The sequence below is a fragment of the Halobacillus sp. B23F22_1 genome, assembly GCF_043497005.1.
Lineage (GTDB): Bacteria > Bacillota > Bacilli > Bacillales > Halobacillaceae > Halobacillus_A.
The window spans coordinates 457,416-478,558 of record NZ_JBIEKE010000002.1 but is presented as its reverse complement, the minus strand read 5'-3'; the positions used below and the strand labels follow the sequence as shown (position 1 = coordinate 478,558).

Here is a 21,143-nt window from a genome sequence, read left to right as displayed (position 1 = left end):
TCCCTTTAGTCTAGCAGATGTTCTAATCCATACACTAAAACATCGAGCTTCATAACTTCGGTTGCAGCTAATTTTACTCCAGACATAAAGGATTCACGGTGGTGGGAATCATGTTTAATCGTCAACGTCTCTCCTAAGTTTCCAAAAACAACTTCCTGGTGAGCAACAAGCCCTGGTAATCGCATACTGTGAATTCTCATACCTTCAAATTCTGCTCCTCGTGCCCCAGTCATCGTTTCTGTTTCATTTTCGTGACCCTGCTTATGCGCTTCTCTCTCTTCTTGGATGAGCTGTGCTGTTTTAACAGCGGTACCTGAAGGCGCGTCGAGTTTCTGATCATGGTGCTTTTCAATAATTTCAACATCGGGAAAATGTTTCGCAGCCCACTTTGAAAACTGCATCATTAAAACAGCTCCAATAGCAAAGTTAGGTGCTATGACCGCCCCCAGTTGTTTTTCTGCGGCTAAACTTCTCAATTCCTCAAGCTGTCCATCAGAAAATCCAGTGGTCCCGACGACAGGGCGCACATTTTGCTCTAAAGCAAGTTTCGTATGTTTATATCCAAATTCTGGAGTAGTCAGATCAATTAATACATCTGCTTCCACCTCTTGGAGGCAAACTTCCGCATCTGTAAAAATAGGAGCATCCAATTTAGGAAGGCCATCAACGTCTTTTACGTTTATTCCATCATGTTTACGATCAATACAGCCAGTCAACGTTAATTGCTCGTCTTTCTCTATCATCCTCAAGGCCTCACTGCCCATTTTTCCTCTAGGCCCAGCTACAATACACTTAATTCGACTCATGATTATTCTCTCCTTCTTTACGTGTCCAGCGATTACGATCTCTTGTTTCTATTTTACTCATTGATTGTTCAAATGCATCTGATAAATCTATGTTTAAAGAGTTAGCAAAGCAAGTAAGCACAAAAATAATGTCCCCTAACTCTTCCTCTAAAGCTTTTTCATTCTCAGAAGACTTTTTAGGCTTCTCACCGTACCGGTGATTAATTTCTCTGGCCAGTTCTCCCACTTCTTCTGTCAAACGTGCTTGCAGACTCAAGGGAGAGAAATACCCTTCTTTAAATTGGGATATGTAACGATCGACTCGATCCTGAATCTCCTTTGTATCATATTTCAACAATATTCCTCCTTACACTTACCTGTATCATAATGTAATGGTAGCCAAAAGGAGGGGATTTGACAAATTATTAATACTATAGACGTTGTGGGTTTTTTAGGAAAACTTTATAATTAGAGCCGTTACTAAATGTGGAGGTGAGATAGTGAAACTATTTGGATTAAAAGTTAAAAACATTTTATTTATTTTATTAGGATCAGCTGTTTTTTCATTTGGCCTTGTTCACTTTAACATTCAAAATGAACTGGGGGAGGGTGGTTTTACCGGAATTACTCTATTGCTATTATACTTATTTAATTGGGATCCCGCATTAATGAACATCGTTCTTAACATTCCTGTTCTTATTGTTGGATGGAAAATACTTGGCCGACATACTTTTTTTTATTCTTTAATTGGAATATTAGCGGTTTCTATATTCATCCGTCTTTCACAAATGTACTTAATTGAAATTAATCTTGCAGCTGATTTAACTCTTGCCGCCTTATTTGCCGGAGTCTGTATTGGGGTAGGTCTTGGCATCATTTTTCGTTATGGAGGAACCACAGGAGGCGTTGATATCATTGCCAGGCTCATGAACAAATACCTCGGTTGGAGCATGGGGAGATCCATGTTTCTGTTTGATGCACTAGTTATTTTCACATCGACTATTACTTACTTAGACCACATTAAAGGAATGTACACGCTGGTTGCCGTATTTATCGGGGCCCGGGTTATCGACTTTATCCAGGAAGGTGCATATGCAGCTAGAGGGACAACAATTATATCCGAAAAGAGTGAAGAAATCGCCCATAAGATAATGAAAGAAATGGATCGGGGGGTCACCGTACTCGAAGGGAGAGGATCATTTACAGGATCCCGTAGAGACGTGCTTTATTGTGTTATAGGAAAAAACGAGATCATTCGATTACGAAATGTCATTGAACAAATCGATCCTCATGCCTTTGTTGCGGTAAGTCACGTGCACGAAGTGACTGGTGAAGGTTTTACATTAGATGAAAATAAAATGCCTTTAAATTAAAAAACTCCCGCTTGAAACCTCAAGCGGGAAATTTTTAATCTTGGTTCATTCCAATAAACATAAATACAAACCTTAATAGCTCAGCAAGGGCAACTAAAGCACCAGCAACATATGTTAACGCTGCAGCATTTAGCACCTTTTTTGTTTTACGTTCTTCATCATTTCTAATCACTCCTGTGGAAACCAACTGCCCCATCGCTCGATTGGAAGCATCAAACTCTACAGGAAGCGTTACAAATTGGAAGAGCACAGCAGCCGCAAAGAATACAATGCCGACAAGCAGCAATCCTGACATTTGAAGCAGCATGCCACCAATAATTAAAAAGATGGAAATGTTTGACCCAAAACTTGCTACAGGTACTAAAGCACTTCTGAACTTAAGAAACGCATATTCTTCAGCATCCTGAATCGCGTGACCTACTTCGTGTGCGGATACTGCAGCTGCCGCCATGGAACGACCATGATAATTGTCTGAGGAAAGTCTAATAACTTTCTTTCGAGGATCGTAATGGTCAGATAGCGTTCCTCTTGTTTCTTCAATCCCCACATCGTAAATACCGTTGTCATTTAAAATTTTTCGTGCGACCTCTGCCCCAGTCATGGATGAGGACGTCGGTACTTTTGAATACTTCTTATACGTACTCTTTACTTTTGAAGAAGCCCAAATAGGCACCAACAAAATAATCGCAAAATAAATGAGAAACTCCATCTTCATTCCTCCATCTTAGATGTCTACTGCATATAGGTCAATTTTAGTCAAATAAACTTAAAAAATCAACTATTTTGTTTTCGGGTTTGCTTCTCTTTTACCAGTTCCTTTTCCGCTTTGTATTTACGGTAACCGACATAAAAAAGCGTGCCTATGATTGAACCACCTATAATTATCGCTGTCCAAATGAAAGCGTCGTGTGTGTTATCTTTTTCGTCCTCCGGTATCATGTAGTCTAAATAATACAGCAACGATTGCTGTGTTTCTAATGAACTGCTCGCATGATAACTTTGTAAGGCTTCATTCACGTAATGAACTTTTTCCTGTGGAAAGTACAATTCAATAAAAGAAGATAAACTTGTCCATTTCTCCAGCACATCTGTACGGTTAATATCTGAGTTTTCTGCCAGTATTTGAATTTCTTTTAGCTTTTCTTTAACTAATTTCTCCTCATCTGGACTTATAGAGAGATCTAGAAAGTTCAACAAATGAACTATTTGTTCAGGGTTTTGGTTCGTGTTACCCGCAAGTTGAGCAAAAGTTTGTTTGTGAGCTAAAGATTTTTCCTCATAATAGTTTTCCAATTCTTGATAACGATTATCCAACATTTTTTCTGCAAGATCATATTTTCCATCAAAAACTAAATACCTGTATTGTTCTACAAAAGGCTCTAAGTTTTCGTCATTCGTATCAGCTGTTATCCATTGATTACACACAAAGATTATACCGGCTAACGACAGAAAAACAATGAGAATAGCTCGTCCCATGTAGCCTCTCCCCTTCTACTTCTATCTTAATGATAGTGTATGAAGAAGTAGAGAGGATTAGACCGAATCCATTTTAATTCTTACCACGTAGAACCCAATGGCTATAGATACTATACTAAGCCAAAATGTGAAATAACCAATTTCGTTCATATGGTCCATGATAGAAGGGTAAATTGGCATTTGTTCGTACACGTAATCAATAACATCATTGTGTAACGTCCATACAGCTGCTACGACTACATGGCGGAGTTTTAATTTATAGTAAGGGGCATAGAGAAGTCCCTGGATCGCCATGGCTCCATGAGAAATAACAAGCATATATCCTGTCCATGGAAGTGAACCGTATTCCATCCATGTTAATCCATTCATGACTACAGCCCAAACCCCATATTTGAACAACGTAATCAAAGCCAACGCTTCGAAATAAGGTACATTCTTTTTAAAGATATAAAAAGCTAAAAATATGGTAAAAAATAGACTGGCAGTCGGACTATCAGGCACAAATAGTAAAAAAATAGGGTCAGTCATTTTCAACTGTGATGCATACCATATATATCCGTATATAGTACCTAAAAGATTAATGATAAAAAGAGCTATTAGAAAGCTGCGCTGATTTAATATGTAATTCAGTAACGCCTTCATAAGAACCTCCAATGATAAAATAAGCCGTGCTCCGAAGGAAGGGCACGGCTTATTTCTATAAGATTATGTTATTCTTCTGATTCTTCATCAGAACCCTCTTCATCATCAGAACCTTCTTCTTCTGATCCTTCTTCTCCACCTTCACCGTCTTCTTCTCCCGTAGGATTTGTTACGAATGCGGCTAGTTGATCGAGTTCTTCTTCAGAACCTTCAAAGATTCCTTCAGGCATCTCGCCGATACCATTCTGGGCAATATCTTTAACCTGATCTGCAGGCAGCTGTGTATCAATTAAAGCCGGGTAACTTCCTGTACCCTCAAGGTTTCCGCCGTGACAGCTGGCACAGTTATTTTCATAAATTTCATAGCCGGCAGCTTCTGTGTCAATCTCTACCTCTTCCGCTTCAATACTTACACCATATTGCTCATCACGCTCAGCATAGTCTACTTCTGATACAGATTCATAAGTAAGCCAGAAAGTAGCGATAAATCCAAGCATCATAAGGCCAACAGCAATAGGACGTTTATGCGGACGGCGTTCAGGTCCTCTATCAAGAAACGGCGCAAGCAGCAAAGCTCCAAATGCTATACTCGGCGCAACAATCGCTCCAAAGACGATAAAGTCTCCACCAGCATATTGATACTTTAAAAATTGGTATAAGAATAAGAAATACCAGTCGGGTAACGGAATATACCCAGCATTGGTTGGATCGGCCTGCTGCTCAAGTGGTGATGGGTGAGCTGCAGTCAAAATCAGAAAACCAATAAGGAAAACCGAACCAACTAACCATTCTTTTAGAAGGAAGTTAGGCCAGAACGCTTCCGTACGACCAGGGTATTCTGAATAATCTTTTGGTAAATTGGCTTTTTGTTCAGCGGTAATTCGTGAATCACCGACGAACTTCATACCTTTTCCCCTATGCACAGCTTTCCCTCCTTTACATCATTTCCATTTTATAGTGGACCGGAAATTCCTTGTTTACGAATTAAAACAAAGTGAGCACCCATTAAACCGAATAACGCTGCAGGCAAGAAAAACACATGAATCGCAAAGAAACGCGTTAATGTCTGCGCTCCTACAATTGTTGGATCTCCTGCTAATAGCGATCGAATACTATCACCGATTACAGGTGTTGCCGCTGCAATTTCCAGGCCGACCTGAGTGGCAAAATAAGCTTTGTTATCCCACGGAAGTAAGTAACCTGTAAATCCTAAGCCAAGCATGACGAAGAATAAAAGCACACCTACAATCCAGTTTAATTCACGAGGTTTCTTATATGCTCCTTGGAAAAACACCCGTAAAGTATGTAGAAATAACATGACGATAACAAGACTTGCTCCCCAGTGATGCATTCCACGAACGATCTGTCCATAAGCTACTTCTCTTTGTAAGTAGTAAACAGATTCCCAAGCATTTTCAATATCAGGCACATAATACATCGTTAAAAACATCCCTGATAAAATTTGAATTACTGTAACAAAGAATGTCAAGCCACCAAAACAATAAACAAATGCGGAAAAGTGGTGGGCAGGGTTGACATGCTCGGGCACTTCGTGGTCGGCGATATCACGCCATAACGGTGTGATGTCTACGCGCTCATCGACCCAATCATAAATTCTCTGTAGCATGATTTACGCCCCCTATCTATCTTGTTCTTGTCCAAGGTACAACATACCTTCCTCAACTTTATGGTCGAATAAAGGTAAGGGTGCAGTAGGCGGTGTGCCAGGCACATTCACTCCATCCTTTGTATAACGACCAGCGTGACATGGACAGTAAAACTGATCTGGATACTCTTCATTTGATGCCCAATCGACTGTACAGCCTAAATGCGTACAAATTGGAGACAAGGCAACAATTTCATCCTCCTCAGTTCGGTACACCCATGCCGTTTTTTGTACCTCAGATTCATACCAGCCATCGACTTGATCAACAACCCACTCAAATCTTTGCGGCTCATTTGTAATTTCATCAACGGATGCAACAGATTTAAAGTCACCAGCAGCCGACGGCTTCAGCACAGGATCAATGGCAAACCTAACCATTGGTGCAAGCATTCCTGCAGCCATAAAACCACCAACACCTGTCAGTGTGTAGTTTAAAAATTGACGACGGGATACTCTTTGTTTATCGCTCATTCTTTTCCCCCCTCTATGCTGTAATCCATGCGACATGGATCGGTTACATACAGTTTACTAGGACATTACTATGATAGCGCAATCTTATAGCCTGGTCAATAAAATATCGACGTTAAAGGAAAGTTTTAGTCAATCCCAGTACGCTTTTATAAGGTCACTAATTTGATTTACCTGTTCTTTTACAAACGACTTTGTTTCAGTAGATTGTAGATTTCTTTCGTGTAAACTAGGTACCCACAACAAATGTCCTCTCAATTCTTTTTCCCATCTTTTCCATTTTGTATCAAAAGTAAATAAAAATATATGGGCAAACGGCTGTTTTTCAAACTTTTCTATCCATTGATTAATCCTTTGAGACTCTTCTTCATAATTTCCAGTTATATAATTATAGTCAGGAGCTAATAAAATACGGCCTTTATAACCTTTTTCTAACAAGTGTGTAGTTAAATGATTTAATTCTCTTTGAAATGCTTCTTTTGCTATTGTGCTATCCGTTTCTGGATTAAATGGAATTAAGGGAATGATTAAGGTGTCTACATATTTCTTTTCAGTTAAATAGAGTTCAGTATCTTCTTTTGTCCATTGCATAGTATACGATCCCATTCCTTTCTTACTTTAGTCTATTTTACTAAAAATAAACAAAAAGAAAAGCTAAGAGGAAAAATTTCCTCTTAGCTATTCCACCTGCGTGTACTTTAAAGCTTCGTTTACATCTTTCAAAGCTTCAGCTAATCGTCTAAAACGGCTTTGATCTCCACTTTGCAATGATTCATCTATTTCTTTCTCCAACTGCTGCTTTTTAAATGCGAGAAGACTGATAGATAATACATGTTCTGCCTCTTCACGATCGCTTTCGTTTACATAATGATCTTTCGGTAAATAAGGATTCTCTTCAAGAACCAGGGCATACATCGAACATTGATGGGCATTTTCAAAATTCATTTGAATATAAATCGGTTCGTCTTGATTCATTCTCAAATCATGAAATGACTTTTCCGCATCATTCGTCATCACTTGACCTTTGTAAAAGCGAAATGGAGGATCCTTTACTCCTTGAGCGGTGATTTCCATCCCACGTGGACACAACTTAACATCTTCTACGAAACACACTGATGATAGCAAAGATTCATGGTTCATTAAATAGTTTAGAATCCAGACACTTTCCCGCTTCTTCAATTGATAATGATTTAAGAACCAACGGACAAATTCTTTTTTTTCATTAACAGAAATCGGTGTTTCCATAGGCGCCCCTCCTGCGCTTGTTAAAATTACTTTTCTTTTAATCGATGGATAAATTCTTCCACTTCAGTGTTGGACGGTTCAATGGCCAAGTATTCTTCTAGTACTTGCTGGCCATCCCTCATCCTGCCTTCTTCCACCAAGAAATAACCATAAGCCTTAAGGAATACATCATCATCTTTAAGATTTGGATATGCATTTTGATAATACTCTAGTGCTTGTTTATAATCTTCCTCTTCCTCATAGGCTTTAGCAAGTTCAAATAAATAATACGGATCTTCCTCGCCCAACGTAAGAAGCTGGTTAATTAATTCTATGATGGATTCATGGTCCCCATCACTTTTATAATTTTCAATTAAGAAAAGAACGGCTTCCTTATACCCAGGATCGAGTGCTACTGCTTCTCTCATATAGCGGTATCCTGCTTCTTTATCTCCGGATTTATGCGACAGAGTACCCACTAAGTGATAAAGTTCTTTATTGTACTCATCTTTAGCTAACCCTTTTTCAGCCATATTTAATGCTTCTTTAGGCATCCCTTCTGCTTCATAAGCCTGAGCTAGTAAAGGGTAAACAGATTGATAATAAGGATCATCTTCAATAAGACGTTCCCAAACGTGAATGGCAATATCGTTTCGCATCGCTTGAAAAGCTACAAATCCGTAACGAAATAACACGTCAGCGTTATCTTCTTCCACTTTTTCATAATAATCCAGTGATTTCTCAAACTCCCCACTGGCAGCAAATGCTTCAGCCAGCCTTGTTGCAACTTCAATATCTGCAATCACCGGCTGGTGATGCATTGCATTTTCATAAAATGGAATACATTTATTATATTCCCCATTAGAAAAGGCAAGTTCACCTAGAGCGAAATCAATTACAGCTTCGTTCGGTTCCATTTGCTTAGCAGCAAGTAACTTTTGTTCAGCTACTTCAAACAGCCCTTGCGACTGATAGAGGTCTGCTAGCTGCAGAAGAGATTCTAAATAACCTTCATCCTCTGGTGTAAATTCATTTAATAAACTAATAGCATCCTCATCTTCATTTAGATCGATATGGATTTCAGCCATCATCACTTTTAGTTCCGCTTCCTTCGGATAGCGTTGAATGAGTTCCTGCAAAATCATTTTTGCTTCTTCCAACATTCCCCATTGAATATAAAGTTCAGTTATTGTAAAGCGCTCTTCTTCATCTGCTTCAGGCAAATATTGCTGTAATATTGTAATAGCTTCTTCCGTTTTTTCTGCTTCCATTGCTTGGATAGCTTTATGAATTTCCTCCATACTGACTTCCTTTCAACCATTAGACAAAATGTTTGTAAATCGAGCTTTTAAAAAAAATGCCTTTTGTATTTGGTTCAACTTTTTGTTGAATCTGGATTGGACATCCCCTCATTACAGTAATAGCTGGAACAGGTTCATGATATAAGAAATTTTCTTCTTCATCAATCAACTCGATTGAAGACTTCTCATATAAATTATAATCAGCATAAGCATTAGTTCTTAATGTTCCTTTATAAGGGTATATGCCGCTATCTTTCATATTTTGAAGCGTTAACCTTTCATTTGTAATAGGTTGAGATAACTTAATGATACCATAATAATCTGTAAGGGTTGTCCAAAACCTTTCGTTATTCATCTCACTATTTCTACTATTTTTGACACTATAAGTAAGGGGGATTCGACGGTAGCTTTGAGCTTGGGCTATCCATCCCCAAGCCACGTTTTTCAATTGTTCCATTGAATCAGCTTGAACAATGATAAAAGGGGTTTTCCTTAAGGCAAAATACCGTATCATCTCTGGGTGCAGGACATGAGAAGATATTCGAGGGACAATCATATAATCCAACGGCAAATCTTTTAAAAAGGTCTGCATCTGCTCGTACTCTTTTTTAAAATGTTTTTTTGTGTGAATGAAAAGTTGTATAAGCAGCAGTGTACATCCTTTTTTCATGTATTCGTAGCATTGACTTACGTGCGAAGGAGAACGGCTTAAGGGGAACGATGTATCTAACATGACGTGACCAGGTGCAATAATAAACTGATTAACGTTTACATTTAAAATATGACTATAGGCTTCGGAAGGGTCTTTGAATTTATCATGATTCACAAATAGCTCTCCGTAGAAGCTTTGACTATCTTCATTAAGGGTCCCATGAAACCAGTGAGCTCTCATCCGATAAAACCTCCAACAGGCTTTTTATATCGTATGAGAGCTCTAGTTAATCTATGAATTCTTATTTACAAACCTTTTCTAAATGGTCAAAAAAATTAGGGTAAGAAATATTTATACAATCTTTATCCTGGATAAGGACAGTTCCATCTGTTATTAATGAAGCTATGGCCCCCATCATGCCAATTCGGTGATCTCCATATGATTCAACTGAGCCTCTAGTTAATTTATTTTTACCATAAATAATCATGCCATCTTCAGTAGGTTCTACTTCCGCTCCTAAATTGCGTAAGTTCGACACAACAGCTTCAATTCGATCTGTTTCTTTTACCCTTAACTCTTTGGCATCTCTAATGTGAGTGGTGCCTTCAGCTTGAGTCGCAGCAAGAGCTAAGATAGGTATTTCGTCAATTAAGTTAGGAATTAACTCACCTTCAAAAGTGCATCCTTTAAGTTTACTGGTTTTCACTTGTACCCTTCCTACTGGTTCATGTCCAATCTTCTTAACCTGATCCACTTCAATTTGAGCCCCCATTTTTTTGAGAGCCGTAATAATTCCATCCCTCGTGGGGTTTAAACCTACATTTTCAATGCAGATAGAGCTATTAGGCGTTATAGCTGCCGCTGCAATGAAAAATGCAGCAGATGAGATGTCGCCGGGAACGGTTAAATTCGAAGCTAGCGGCTGTTGGTTACCAGCAATCGTTAACTTATTCCCTTGTTTATCCAGGGAGATTCCATATTGAGACATGAGCATTTCAGTATGATTCCTTGTAGTGCCTTTTTCATAAATAACGGTTTCTCCCTCTGCCAGCATCCCCGCTAATAATAAAGCAGATTTAACTTGAGCACTTTTCACTTGCATTTCAATACTAGTTCCTCGTAATTTCTTTCCGTTAAATGCTAAAGGGAGGAATTTCCCATTTTCCCGTCCAGTAATTTCAGCTCCCATTTCTGAGAGAGGTACAACTACACGATCCATCGGCCGCTTAGAAAGGGAAGGGTCGCCATATGCGGTGCTAAATAATGGGAGAGCTGATAAGACCCCGCTCATTAGACGTGCAGTTGTACCCGAATTTCCAAAATAAATCGGATTTACAGGTGCTCTAAGAGCATCTAAACCTTTACCATATACCGTAACGTTCGTTCCTTCTTGTTTAATTTCCACTCCGAATTCTCTAAAAGCTTGAACGGTGCGGAGACAATCTTCTCCTGTTAAAAAATTTGAGATATAGGAAGTCCCCTCTGCTAAAGCAGAGAAAATAATCGAACGGTGAGAGATTGATTTATCCCCCGGTACTGAGAGCGTGCCATTGATCCCTTTAGAGGCTGGCTGTAATTTTATTTCTGACATAATAAAGCCTCCTATTCTTCCATCATCACTTCATATCCTCTGCTGGTTAAAAGATCATAACTCATTTTTTGCTCTTTGCTTGAAGAGAAGCTAATTCTTAGTACTCCAGTAATTCCTTCTCTAATTTCGAGGATCTCAATGTTTTTGATGCTGATTTCTGTTTCAGCTAGCTGCTGAATTACTTTATAGATGGCCCCTGGCTGGTCGTGAATATCAACATAAAGATCATAAAAGGCTGGAATGGCACCTTTTTCTTTAGCAGGTAATCCATCACGGTACTGTTTAGCCTGAAGTAAATATTCGTAAGTCGTTTGAGCTTCTCTATCTTGTAATAGAGATTGCAGCTCTTGCATTTCGTCGATCCAATCACTAAGCATCTGAATAAGCAGGGTACGGTTTTGAAAAAAGATGTCCTGCCATAAAGTAGGATTGCTCGAAGCAATCCTAGTTATGTCGCGAAAGCCACCTGCTGCTAATTGCTCAAGGAAGGGATGAGTTTTTTGCCATTCCTTCGCTTGGTGTACAAGAGAGGAGGCTATTAAATGTGGAAAGTGAGAAATAACCGCTGTCATTTCATCGTGTTCTTTTGTACTAAGAGTAATAAACCTGGCTTTTGTCTCCTCTAATAATTCCTGCAGACGCTTTGCTTGGGCTCCATTTGACGTGTTACTAGGCGTTAACACATAAATGGCGTTCTCAAATAGATGAGGTTTTGCAGCCGAGTACCCTTGCTTATGTGAACCAGCCATTGGATGCCCGCCTACAAAAGTTACTTGGTCGTTTTTAATGACATTAGCTGCTTCTAATACATTATTCTTTACAGAAGATACATCGGTAACAAGTAAAGGTTTCTCTAATGAATAATCATTTAATTGATGCAAATACTCAATCGTTATAGAAATAGGAGTTGCTAGTATAAGAATATCCGCTTGCTGACAACCTGACTTGAAGTCTTCTGCTTCTTCATAAATAACACCTTGGATTTTAGCCATGTCAATCGTTTTTGGGTCAGGATCCAAAGCAATAACTTTGCAGTCCTTCTTCTTTGCTACATTCATAGCAATTGAACCGCCAATTAAACCTAACCCTACAATAAAGACGGTTTGACTCATTTAGAAATACCTACTAATCTTTCTTTAATTTCCGATTGAATAACAGCCATATCTTCCTCTTTACCAATCGTTAGACGAATCGAATTAGGAAGCCCCAGAGCTTCACCTGATCGAACAATGAATCCCTTGCTTAATAAATGCTCAAACATCTCATCACCGCTTACAGGCAAACGAACCATAACAAAATTAGCTTCCGAAGGATAATAATCTAATCCATGCTCATCAAGAAATTGCATTAATTTTCTTTTATTGATTGAATTTTCAGCAGTTGTTTCATTAATAAATTCTTGATCATCTAAAGCCAATAGTGCGGCTGCTTGAGCAATAGTAGAAGTATTAAAAGGCTCTCTAGCTGGTTCTAAAGTAGAAATGATTTCTTTGGAAGCTACTCCGTAACCTATTCTTAACCCCGCTAAACCATATGCCTTTGAAAACGTACGTAAAACGATAAGGTTTTCATAGAGGGGAAGAGATGATAGAGAATCAAACGCATCTTCTGCTTCCATATATTCATAGTAAGCTTCGTCCATAACAACGAGTACATGTGAAGGGCAATTTTCTAATACCTGTTTGATTTCAGAAGTTGAGAGGTGAACACCCGTTGGATTGTTAGGGGTGCACAACCATAATACACGTGTGCGCTCATCAATTTGTTCCAGCATAGAAGGAAGATCATGACGCCCCTCCACTAACGGAACCTCTCTTACTTCAGCCCCTTCTATTAAAGCATTATGCTTATATTGAGGGAACGTTGGTGTAGCCATAACAGTGTTTGAACCTGTCTCTAAAAATGTACGACAGATAATTTGAACTATTTCATCAGATCCATTTCCAAAGATTAGTTGCTCTTCTTCTACCTCTAGAAATGAAGCCACCTTTTTACGCAGAACACTGGCGTAACCATCAGGATACTTTTCTAATTGCTCTATTAGTTGAGGAAGCTGTTTTTTCACTTGTGGTGAGAAGCCGAACGGGTTCTCATTAGAAGCTAATTTCACGATTTTAGTTAGACCATATTCTTTCTTGACTTCTTCAATTTGTTTACCCGGTTTATAAGGGGTCATCCCTTTAAGTATTTCTTTAGCTTTCATGATCCTCACTCCTTACTTGCTCTAAATCCGGTCGTAATACTTTAGCTCCGTAATGATAAACGTGGTGGATATCTTTCTGAGACGAGTCTGAATTGACCGTCATCATAACTCTAATGCAACCACCTAAACTATTAGGGACAGGAATCTCCTGCATACACATAACAGGCACATAAGTCCAACCATTTATACTTCTTAGAGATTTCGCTGGAAATGCGGCATCGAGGTCTTCTGTTACACTAAAAAGAACGGAAGCTACGTCTTCGGCAGCAATATCGTTTTTATCGATCATATCTAAGGCCAGCTCGCGAGAACGAGCAACAATATCTTCTGCCTCATTGCCTTCGACGGTTGTTGCTCCTCTAATTCCTCTCATCAATATGACTCACCTCTTTCAAAAAACCAGTTAATAATTCATCCAGTTTTGATTCTTCAATCGTTTTAACTGCAGGCTTTCCGATTGCTTCTAGTAGAACATAATGAATTTGACTTTCGACAGTCTTTTTGTCCCATTTCATCCGTTCAATAACTCGTTTCTTATTGATATTTTTAATAAGATGAATAGGATAGTAGTTTTGAGTTAACCACTTCACATATTTTTCAGTAGGCAAGTTAGCACCTAATTGCTGCTCGCTTACTCTTAGAGAAAACCATATACCTAGAGCTACCGCTTCCCCATGAGTGATCTCACCATACCCTAATTCAGCTTCTAGAGCATGAGCCAGCGTATGCCCTAAATTAAGGTGTCTTCTTATACCATTTTCTTTTTCATCTTGTTCTACAATATCCGCCTTAACTTGAATCCCCTTAGATAAGTAAGAAATTAACTGCTCAGGTGAAAGTTCAGAAACGTTCTTTTGAAATAGATCGTCACTCCACTCTGCATCGCTTAATAAAGCATGCTTAATGACTTCTCCAAAGCCGGAACGCACCTCCGAAAGCGGAAGGCTCAAGAGCGTGTCCGAATCATAAATCACATAAACCGGATTATAAAAACATCCGATTAAGTTCTTTCCTTGTGGATGGTTTATCGCTACTTTTCCTCCAACACTGCTGTCATGAGCCAAAATAGTTGTCGGCATTTGTACGAAATCGACACCTCTTAAATAAGTGGAGGCAACAAATCCAGCCAAATCACCAACCATTCCTCCACCTAAACCAATAATTAAGGATTTCCGGTCCAGCTGCAAAGAAATACAAGCATCTAACAGCCGGCTGTATTGTTCCATGCTTTTAGAAGCTTCTCCAGCCGGTACTACATAATCATCTACAGTGACTTGGGATGAAAATGCCTGTTTTACATCCTCTAAATAAAGTGGCGCGACTTGTGTGTCTGTAATTATGAGCACTTTCTTATAAGTCGCCTCCAGAAGTTCCTCCACTTGGTAGCGGAGAGACTTACCTATTATTACATTATAAAAATGAGAGGCCGCCTCAATTGAAATCTTTTCCATTAAAATTCACGCACTTCTTCACGGTAATCTTCCACTGCTTTCTTTAAACGTGGGAAGTAATCGGAAGGGAACTCTTCTGTAATGGCTTTCGCTAGTTCAAATGCTACGATATGTTCCATGACTACTGAAGCCGCAGGAACAGCACAGGAATCAGAGCGTTCAATGCTGGCTTGAAATGGTTCTTTCGTTTCTATATCCACACTTTGTAAAGGCTTATAGAGTGTTGGGATTGGCTTCATTACACCTTTAACAACGATTGGCATACCTGAAGTCATTCCACCTTCAAAGCCGCCAAGGTTATTCGTGCGTCGGTAGTATCCTTTTTCTTCATTCCATAATATTTCATCGTGAACCTTGCTGCCATTTCGACGCGCAGCCTCAAAACCAATACCAAATTCTACACCTTTAAAAGCATTGATACTCATAACGGCACCAGCTAATTTGGCGTCCAGTTTGCGATCATATTGCACATAAGACCCTAAACCAGCAGGCATCCCTTCTACATATACTTCACAAACGCCGCCGATGGAATCTCCCTCTTTTTTAGCTAAGTCGATTGCCTCCATCATTTTTTGTGCGGCTTCTTCATCAAAAGTGCGAACTGGAGATTCTTCAGAAATACGCGCTCTTTCATGAACATCTAATGTTTCGTCCACTTTACTAACGATCCCTGCAATCTCTCTAACGTACCCAGCGACTTCGATCCCCAGTTCTTTTAAAAGAACCTTAGCAACGGCTCCTGCACCTACACGAGCTGCTGTTTCTCTAGCTGAGGAACGTTCAAGAACGTTCCGCATGTCACGGTGTCCATATTTCATTCCCCCATTTAAATCCGCATGGCCAGGGCGTGGTCGGGAAATGGTTCGTTTTACTTCAGCATCTTCAGGTAAGGGCTCTTCTCCCATAATATTAATCCAATGCTTAAAATCATCATTATGCACGACTAAAGAAATAGGTGATCCTAAGGTATAGCCGTGCCGAACACCACTTGTAATATCTACTAGATCTTTCTCTATCTGCATGCGTCTGCCGCGTCCATAACCGCCCTGCCTTCTAATTAGTGATTCATTTATTTGTTCTGGTACTAATGGTAAGTGTGATGGTACTCCCTCAATAATCGTTGTTAACTGTTTCCCATGAGACTCACCTGCTGTTAAATAACGCATGAGTAACGGCCCCCTAGTTTTAAAATTTATGTACTACTATATCATAAGGTTCAAGCTTTGTGTTCTTTAAATATTCAATCTATTAGAAAAAAAGAACGTAAATGCTTTTTCGCTTCTTTGGTGTCAATTCTTTTGGTAAAAAAATGTATCAAACACCTTAAAGTCATAATTTTGAGGAGAAAAAATTTGTTCAGTACTCCCAACAAAGAAGATACCTTTTTCTTTAAGTGATTGACTAAACTTTTGATAAATCATATGTTTGGCTTGCTCGGTAAAATAGATTAATACATTTCGACATACAATCAAATCATAATTGTGTCCATATGCATCTGCTAATAAGTTATGCTTTGTAAACGTTACGTTCTGCTTCAACTCATTGTTTATATGATACATAACATCTTCTTTTTTAAAATGCTTTTTCACCATATCTTGTGGCACTTCTTTAAGTGATCTTTCTGGGTACACACCCATTTCAGCACGCTTTAGTGCATTCTCGTCTAAATCTGTGGCTATCACTTGAAATCTTCCAGAAGGCAGATATTTATGCATAATCATCGCAAGCGTATAGGGCTCTTCACCGGTAGAACAAGCTGCACTCCAAACCTTTAATTTCCCCTGTTTCTCTAACAGGTGGGGCAATACTTTATGTTCAAGTATATCCCATCGCTTTTTATTCCTATAAAATTCGGATACATTTATTGTTAATCGGTCTAACAATTCATGAAAAAGATGTTCATCAGCCATTATTGCATTAAAGTAAGCTGAAAAAGTAGTAAATCCTCGTTTTGTTCGTAATGAAGTTAATCTTCTCTTCATTTGAGCTTCTTTGTAAAATAATAAATCAATTCCAGATTTTCTTTTTAATTGTTGTACAAACCAATGATAATCATTGTTCATAAGCAAAGCTCCTAACACTAAATCCTCTTTTACAGAGTAAAGCATTAAATTAAAGCTGTAAAGTTCTATTAAAAATTTGACGATGTAAAAATTCACTTTAAATATGTTAACACCTTCAAAAATAAGGAAAGAGCTATCCAGGCGAGAACGTGTCATCGTTCATCACCGAGATAGCCCTTACTTAGTATACCCAGGATAGATCATCTTTGTTGTAATCAATATGTTCAATTTCCTTAAAGAATAAACCAATTTCTCTTTGAGCACTCTCTTTAGAGTCTGAACCATGAATTACATTTTTACCTACAGTTAAACCGTAATCCCCACGAACTGTACCAGGAGAGGCTTCTTGAGGGTTAGTGGCACCCATCATTTTACGAGCTGTTAAAATTACGTTCTCTCCCTCCCAGATCATCGCAAATACTGGACCTGATGTAATAAAATCAACTAGTTCTTCAAAAAAAGGTTTGCCTTTATGCTCTCCATAATGCTCTTCAGCTAGAGCACGATCAATCTTCATCAGCTTAGCACCTGCTAATTTGAAGCCTTTATTTTCAAATTTAGAAGTGACTTCGCCTACTAAATTTCTTTGTACTCCGTCAGGCTTAATCATTAAAAATGTCTTTTCCATGGATAAACACCTCAGTTTATGTAATGTGAAAGCGCTTTTAATCGGCGCCATAAAAGATTTTACCAGACTTTAACCAAGCTGGCAAACCTTTTATGCCCTTCTTTTTCCAATGTACTTAGCAATCCCTTTTAATGTCTGCTTCGCTCGATTTTGCGGCAGCTGACTAAGGGCTTCATAAGCTTTTTTTAAATAGCGGTCACTTAATTCAAATGACCTTTCTATCGACCCATTAGTTTTAATCTTTGTAATCACTTTCTCAAAATCATCAGGTGTTTTGTCCTCTCTAAGAAAAACACTCATAAGATCTGATTTTAATTCAGGGTCCTCAAGCGAATAAAGAACCGGTAAAGTGATGTTCCCTTGAATTAAATCACTCCCTGATGGTTTGCCTAATTCTTTCTCTGAAGCTGTAAAATCTAATATGTCATCAATAATTTGATAGGACATCCCCACATAGTAGCCATAACGTTGGAGCGCTTTTTCTTCCACTTCACTTACATTAGCAGCTATGGCGCCCATTCTGCAGCTTGCGGCGATGAGTATGGCTGTCTTTCTTTTGATCCTTCTTAAATACCTGCGTACATTCTGTTCGAGATTATATTTATCTTTTATTTGTTCAATCTCTCCTAAACAAAGCTCCACCATTGTTTCTGCAAGCACTTGATGAGCTCGTGGATTGTTGATAGTTGTAAGGTTCTCCAAGGAGCGGGCAAATATGTAATCCCCGGTATACATGGCAATACGATTATCCCACTTTGATTTAATCGTTGGTTCGCCTCTTCTCATCTCCGCCTCATCAATGACGTCATCGTGCACAAGTGATGCGGTGTGAATAAGCTCTAAAGATACAGCCACCGCTTTCATTTGATCCAATTGGTAGTCGCCAAATTTACCCGCAAGTAAAACAAAAACAGGACGTATTCTTTTTCCACCTGCATTTAATAATTGGCTTGATGCTTCGCGTAAAACAGGGTTATCGGATTGAATCGTTTCATTGACAGCTTGTTCGATTGCCGCTAAATCCTGTTTAAGAAACGAATAAATCATAGCAAGTTTCATTGTCTTCATCCTTAATTACGATGGTTTCTCACCCATATGCATAGCTGCTACTCCCCCTGTAAAAGACTTTACCTGAATGTGAACTAGCCCTGCATGTTTAAACATCTCAGCTAATTCATTCTTGCCTGGAAAATCTCTTGCAGATTCATGAAGCCAGCTATACTCTTTATAGCTACGAGCAAATAGCTTGCCAAACAAAGGCATCACATAACCAAAATAAAAATAGTACATTCTTCTAAATACAGGGTTAGTCGGTTGAGATGTTTCTAAACAAACGACTTTTCCTCCCGGTTTAACTACTCTGTACATTTCCTTTAAAACTTGTTGATAATCAGGAACATTCCGCAAACCAAATCCAATAGTGACAAAATCAAACTGATTATCTTCAAAGGGGAGACTCATAGCATTACCATGTTCAAATTCTACATGCTTTAAACGTGCAGCCAATTTTTTCTTTATCGCTACCGATAGCATATTCACACTGAAATCAAGCCCTATTGCTTTACCTGTCGATCCTACTTGATCAGCTAAGGACATAGTCCAGTCTCCTGTACCACAACACACATCCAGTGTATAGTCGCCTTCTTTCACGTTCATTCGTTTCATGACATCACTTCGCCACAAGCGATGCTGTTGAAATGAAATGATAGAGTTCATCGCGTCGTATCTGTTATATATCTTCTCAAAAACGTGGTGCACACGCTCTTCTTTAGACTGTTGGTACTGCATTTCTTACCCTTCCTCTGCCAGATGCGTTTTATAGAATCTATGGTATATAGCGGAATCTATATAGCTTTTTAACCAGTTGAAATGAAGAGGGAGCTGAGAGACCCTTATTTCTATTTTTGAGATTTGATTGTGAATCAACTGTTCAAGGTTAAACATCAGCTGACTGTTCGTCTCAAAAGAATCTGGTTTGTTAATCAATAATTGGATGACCGGAGAAAAACGTCCCTCTTCATAACTGCTTTTCTCTTCCATTAGGCGTTTAGCAAAAAGCCAGTCTCCAGCCATATCATTAATCGTCGTTTTCTGTACGTAATGAGCAACGCGCTGGATGAGAAGTGATTCGATCTTCTTTAATGAAGTGAAAAACTCTTGAAAAGATTCAACATCTTTATAATAAAGATCCATCTTAAGCTCATTAATTTCTTTGATTGCACCTGCAAGCGTACGAACCATAGGTATATCATTTAGTTGAGACAATACATAGTAATAGAGACCGCTGTAATAATCACCCGCTAACACAGTTAGCTGTCTCGTTCGGACCGTTTCATACTCATCTTCTTCGTCTGAGAGTGTGACAAGATCATGAGTGTCAAGTGCGATTTGAACAAGCATTGTCGTAACTATATAGCTTTCTTTCTTCCGTGCAGAGAGAGTTGTGTGATCCATAATGGAGATTAATATAGCAAGCTTGTCCTCATCAATTATGGGATCTGCTATATACTTAGCCAAAAAAGGATGGCGAACCTTGGCAGCTATTGTGTTTTTTAACTGATCGATACGCATTTCTGATAGATTCACCTTTCATCACCTAATCCCTTTCTTCTGCACGTCTAAAATACAATTATTATAGCATAAAGAAATGCTTAATGCGTAGTATGTTATGTATTCAGCAGAGCCGCTTACTCTGCTTCATTTTTCATTTCGCCATGGCTGGTCTGAATCACGGCTTTTCCCCTAACCTTTACGGCAGATGTATGTTCAGTAAACTGAGCAATCATGACTTCATTTCGATCTAATTTTTCTGAGTGATGAAATCGTGTGTCAGTACCACGTGTTAAACCAATAACGTTCACTCCATCTTCTAAAGCTTTAATAACAAAGAAATCATTCTCTGATGCAGCCATAATAAGAACTCCTTTCCATTATCTTAACTATCTCTTACTCCCTTTATTATGTCAAAAATTCTACTTATTTACCATTGAAAAAGGGGTGCTTTTAAAAAGCACCCCTTGAGCCCTATGTAGCTATTATTTAACAGCATCTTTTAGGGCTTTACCAGGTTTGAAAGCAGGAACTTTGCTTGCAGAGATTTCAATCTCTTCACCTGTTTGTGGGTTACGGCCTTTACGAGCCGCACGTTCACGTACTTCAAAGTTACCGAATCCAATCAATTGTACTTTCTCACCATCTTTTAGTGAATCCATGATAGATTCGAATACAGAATCAACCGCTTGAGTTGCGTCTTTTTTAGAAAGCTCAGCTTTCTCAGAAACTGCATTGATCAGGTCTGTCTTGTTCATGACATTCACCTCCTTCCAAGAAGGTTGGTCTTTTAAGTGATTATTTCCACTTAAAGTGCCTCATAAGCCATCAACATGTGATGACAAGCCTTATATTAAACGACTTTGTAAGGAAATTCAATAGAGAAAACTTTTAAGAATGCCTATTTCTAGCGATTCCTTCCCATTTTCGGAAGTAATCCATGTCTTATTACGATAAACATCTCGTTTTAATAAAAAGCGCCGAAACCTTGATATATCAAGGTTTCGACGCTTTAATTACTTAAATTTCTCTTTTTATTTAGTTTACATAAACATACCCAGAAAAACTTT

At 38.7% G+C, this 21,143-nt stretch carries 26 protein-coding genes; 1 reads left to right on the top strand and 25 read right to left on the bottom strand.

Going from position 1 to position 21,143, the window contains the following annotated elements; translation table 11 throughout:
* Positions 1-5: 5 nt before the first annotated feature.
* Both dapB and ACGTNH_RS10245 read right to left on the bottom strand, forming a co-directional pair.
* Entirely contained in the window at positions 6-806 is an 801-nt protein-coding gene (gene dapB / locus ACGTNH_RS10250; protein WP_394586618.1) for a 4-hydroxy-tetrahydrodipicolinate reductase, read from the bottom strand.
* Positions 793-1,140 carry a nucleotide pyrophosphohydrolase gene (locus ACGTNH_RS10245; RefSeq protein ID WP_394586616.1) on the bottom strand — a complete coding sequence of 116 codons (348 nt, stop codon included), beginning with the start codon at positions 1,138-1,140 and terminating at the stop codon, positions 793-795. The genes dapB and ACGTNH_RS10245 overlap by 14 nt, the downstream gene beginning before the upstream one ends.
* 145 nt (positions 1,141-1,285) lie before the next feature.
* On the opposite strand from ACGTNH_RS10245, the gene ACGTNH_RS10240 reads away from it, so the two are divergent.
* Complete coding sequence (locus ACGTNH_RS10240) at positions 1,286-2,158, top strand: YitT family protein (RefSeq protein ID WP_394586615.1); 873 nt, start codon at positions 1,286-1,288, stop codon at positions 2,156-2,158.
* 34 nt (positions 2,159-2,192) lie between these two features.
* Here the strand turns inward: ACGTNH_RS10240 and ACGTNH_RS10235 are convergent, their stop codons facing one another.
* The 23 genes from ACGTNH_RS10235 to hbs all read right to left on the bottom strand — a co-directional run bounded on the left by ACGTNH_RS10235 (position 2,193) and on the right by hbs (position 20,831).
* Positions 2,193-2,867, bottom strand: a complete 675-nt coding sequence (locus tag ACGTNH_RS10235) for a zinc metallopeptidase (RefSeq protein WP_394586614.1) — start codon at positions 2,865-2,867, stop codon at positions 2,193-2,195.
* Positions 2,868-2,932: 65 nt separating this feature from the next.
* Positions 2,933-3,634 (bottom strand): sporulation protein YpjB, encoded by a 702-nt coding sequence (locus ACGTNH_RS10230; protein WP_394586613.1) that lies wholly within the window; start codon positions 3,632-3,634, stop codon positions 2,933-2,935.
* Between the two features lie 57 nt (positions 3,635-3,691).
* Positions 3,692-4,276, bottom strand: a complete 585-nt coding sequence (lhaT, locus tag ACGTNH_RS10225) for a lipoprotein heptaprenylglyceryl N-acetyltransferase LhaT (protein ID WP_394586612.1) — start codon at positions 4,274-4,276, stop codon at positions 3,692-3,694.
* A gap of 68 nt (positions 4,277-4,344) precedes the next feature.
* Complete coding sequence (locus ACGTNH_RS10220) at positions 4,345-5,199, bottom strand: menaquinol-cytochrome c reductase cytochrome b/c subunit (protein WP_394586611.1); 855 nt, start codon at positions 5,197-5,199, stop codon at positions 4,345-4,347.
* A 29-nt stretch (positions 5,200-5,228) separates the two neighbouring features.
* Complete coding sequence (qcrB, locus tag ACGTNH_RS10215) at positions 5,229-5,903, bottom strand: menaquinol-cytochrome c reductase cytochrome b subunit (protein ID WP_394586610.1); 675 nt, start codon at positions 5,901-5,903, stop codon at positions 5,229-5,231.
* A 12-nt stretch (positions 5,904-5,915) separates the two neighbouring features.
* Positions 5,916-6,413, bottom strand: coding sequence for a QcrA and Rieske domain-containing protein (locus tag ACGTNH_RS10210; RefSeq protein ID WP_394586609.1), 498 nt, complete (start codon positions 6,411-6,413; stop codon positions 5,916-5,918).
* A 129-nt stretch (positions 6,414-6,542) separates the two neighbouring features.
* On the bottom strand, positions 6,543-7,001 hold the full coding sequence (locus ACGTNH_RS10205; protein WP_394586608.1) for a DUF2487 family protein: 459 nt from the start codon (positions 6,999-7,001) through the stop codon (positions 6,543-6,545).
* Positions 7,002-7,088: 87 nt separating this feature from the next.
* Positions 7,089-7,655, bottom strand: a complete 567-nt coding sequence (locus tag ACGTNH_RS10200; RefSeq protein WP_394586607.1) for a ReoY family proteolytic degradation factor — start codon at positions 7,653-7,655, stop codon at positions 7,089-7,091.
* Between the two features lie 26 nt (positions 7,656-7,681).
* Positions 7,682-8,935 carry a tetratricopeptide repeat protein gene (locus ACGTNH_RS10195; protein WP_394586606.1) on the bottom strand — a complete coding sequence of 418 codons (1,254 nt, stop codon included), beginning with the start codon at positions 8,933-8,935 and terminating at the stop codon, positions 7,682-7,684.
* 19 nt (positions 8,936-8,954) lie between these two features.
* Complete coding sequence (locus ACGTNH_RS10190; RefSeq protein WP_394586605.1) at positions 8,955-9,827, bottom strand: hypothetical protein; 873 nt, start codon at positions 9,825-9,827, stop codon at positions 8,955-8,957.
* Positions 9,828-9,888: 61 nt separating this feature from the next.
* Positions 9,889-11,178 carry a 3-phosphoshikimate 1-carboxyvinyltransferase gene (gene aroA, locus ACGTNH_RS10185; RefSeq protein ID WP_394586603.1) on the bottom strand — a complete coding sequence of 430 codons (1,290 nt, stop codon included), beginning with the start codon at positions 11,176-11,178 and terminating at the stop codon, positions 9,889-9,891.
* A gap of 11 nt (positions 11,179-11,189) precedes the next feature.
* Positions 11,190-12,290, bottom strand: coding sequence for a prephenate dehydrogenase (locus ACGTNH_RS10180; protein WP_394586602.1), 1,101 nt, complete (start codon positions 12,288-12,290; stop codon positions 11,190-11,192).
* The gene (hisC, locus tag ACGTNH_RS10175; protein WP_394586601.1) at positions 12,287-13,381 is read right to left on the bottom strand and encodes a histidinol-phosphate transaminase; all 1,095 of its coding nucleotides are present in this window, start codon (positions 13,379-13,381) and stop codon (positions 12,287-12,289) included. The genes ACGTNH_RS10180 and hisC overlap by 4 nt, the downstream gene beginning before the upstream one ends.
* Entirely contained in the window at positions 13,371-13,754 is a 384-nt protein-coding gene (gene aroH / locus ACGTNH_RS10170) for a chorismate mutase (RefSeq protein ID WP_394586600.1), read from the bottom strand. Before aroH ends, hisC begins: the two co-directional genes overlap by 11 nt.
* On the bottom strand, positions 13,741-14,832 hold the full coding sequence (aroB, locus tag ACGTNH_RS10165) for a 3-dehydroquinate synthase (protein ID WP_394586599.1): 1,092 nt from the start codon (positions 14,830-14,832) through the stop codon (positions 13,741-13,743). The genes aroH and aroB overlap by 14 nt, the downstream gene beginning before the upstream one ends.
* The gene (gene aroC / locus ACGTNH_RS10160; RefSeq protein WP_394586598.1) at positions 14,832-15,998 is read right to left on the bottom strand and encodes a chorismate synthase; all 1,167 of its coding nucleotides are present in this window, start codon (positions 15,996-15,998) and stop codon (positions 14,832-14,834) included. The genes aroB and aroC overlap by 1 nt, the downstream gene beginning before the upstream one ends.
* A 123-nt stretch (positions 15,999-16,121) precedes the next feature.
* Positions 16,122-16,895, bottom strand: coding sequence for a CheR family methyltransferase (locus ACGTNH_RS10155; RefSeq protein WP_394586597.1), 774 nt, complete (start codon positions 16,893-16,895; stop codon positions 16,122-16,124).
* 181 nt (positions 16,896-17,076) lie between these two features.
* On the bottom strand, positions 17,077-17,523 hold the full coding sequence (ndk, locus tag ACGTNH_RS10150) for a nucleoside-diphosphate kinase (protein WP_394586596.1): 447 nt from the start codon (positions 17,521-17,523) through the stop codon (positions 17,077-17,079).
* A 90-nt stretch (positions 17,524-17,613) separates the two neighbouring features.
* Positions 17,614-18,582 carry a heptaprenyl diphosphate synthase component II gene (hepT, locus tag ACGTNH_RS10145; RefSeq protein ID WP_394586595.1) on the bottom strand — a complete coding sequence of 323 codons (969 nt, stop codon included), beginning with the start codon at positions 18,580-18,582 and terminating at the stop codon, positions 17,614-17,616.
* A 15-nt stretch (positions 18,583-18,597) separates the two neighbouring features.
* Positions 18,598-19,311 (bottom strand): demethylmenaquinone methyltransferase, encoded by a 714-nt coding sequence (locus tag ACGTNH_RS10140; RefSeq protein WP_394586594.1) that lies wholly within the window; start codon positions 19,309-19,311, stop codon positions 18,598-18,600.
* 3 nt (positions 19,312-19,314) lie between these two features.
* Positions 19,315-20,109, bottom strand: coding sequence for a heptaprenyl diphosphate synthase component 1 (locus ACGTNH_RS10135; RefSeq protein WP_394586593.1), 795 nt, complete (start codon positions 20,107-20,109; stop codon positions 19,315-19,317).
* Positions 20,110-20,210: 101 nt separating this feature from the next.
* A complete protein-coding gene (gene mtrB / locus ACGTNH_RS10130; RefSeq protein WP_188375855.1) occupies positions 20,211-20,435 on the bottom strand; it encodes a trp RNA-binding attenuation protein MtrB in 225 nt (74 codons plus the stop codon).
* Between the two features lie 123 nt (positions 20,436-20,558).
* Entirely contained in the window at positions 20,559-20,831 is a 273-nt protein-coding gene (hbs, locus tag ACGTNH_RS10125) for a non-specific DNA-binding protein Hbs (RefSeq protein WP_082233987.1), read from the bottom strand.
* Positions 20,832-21,143: the final 312 nt, after the last annotated feature.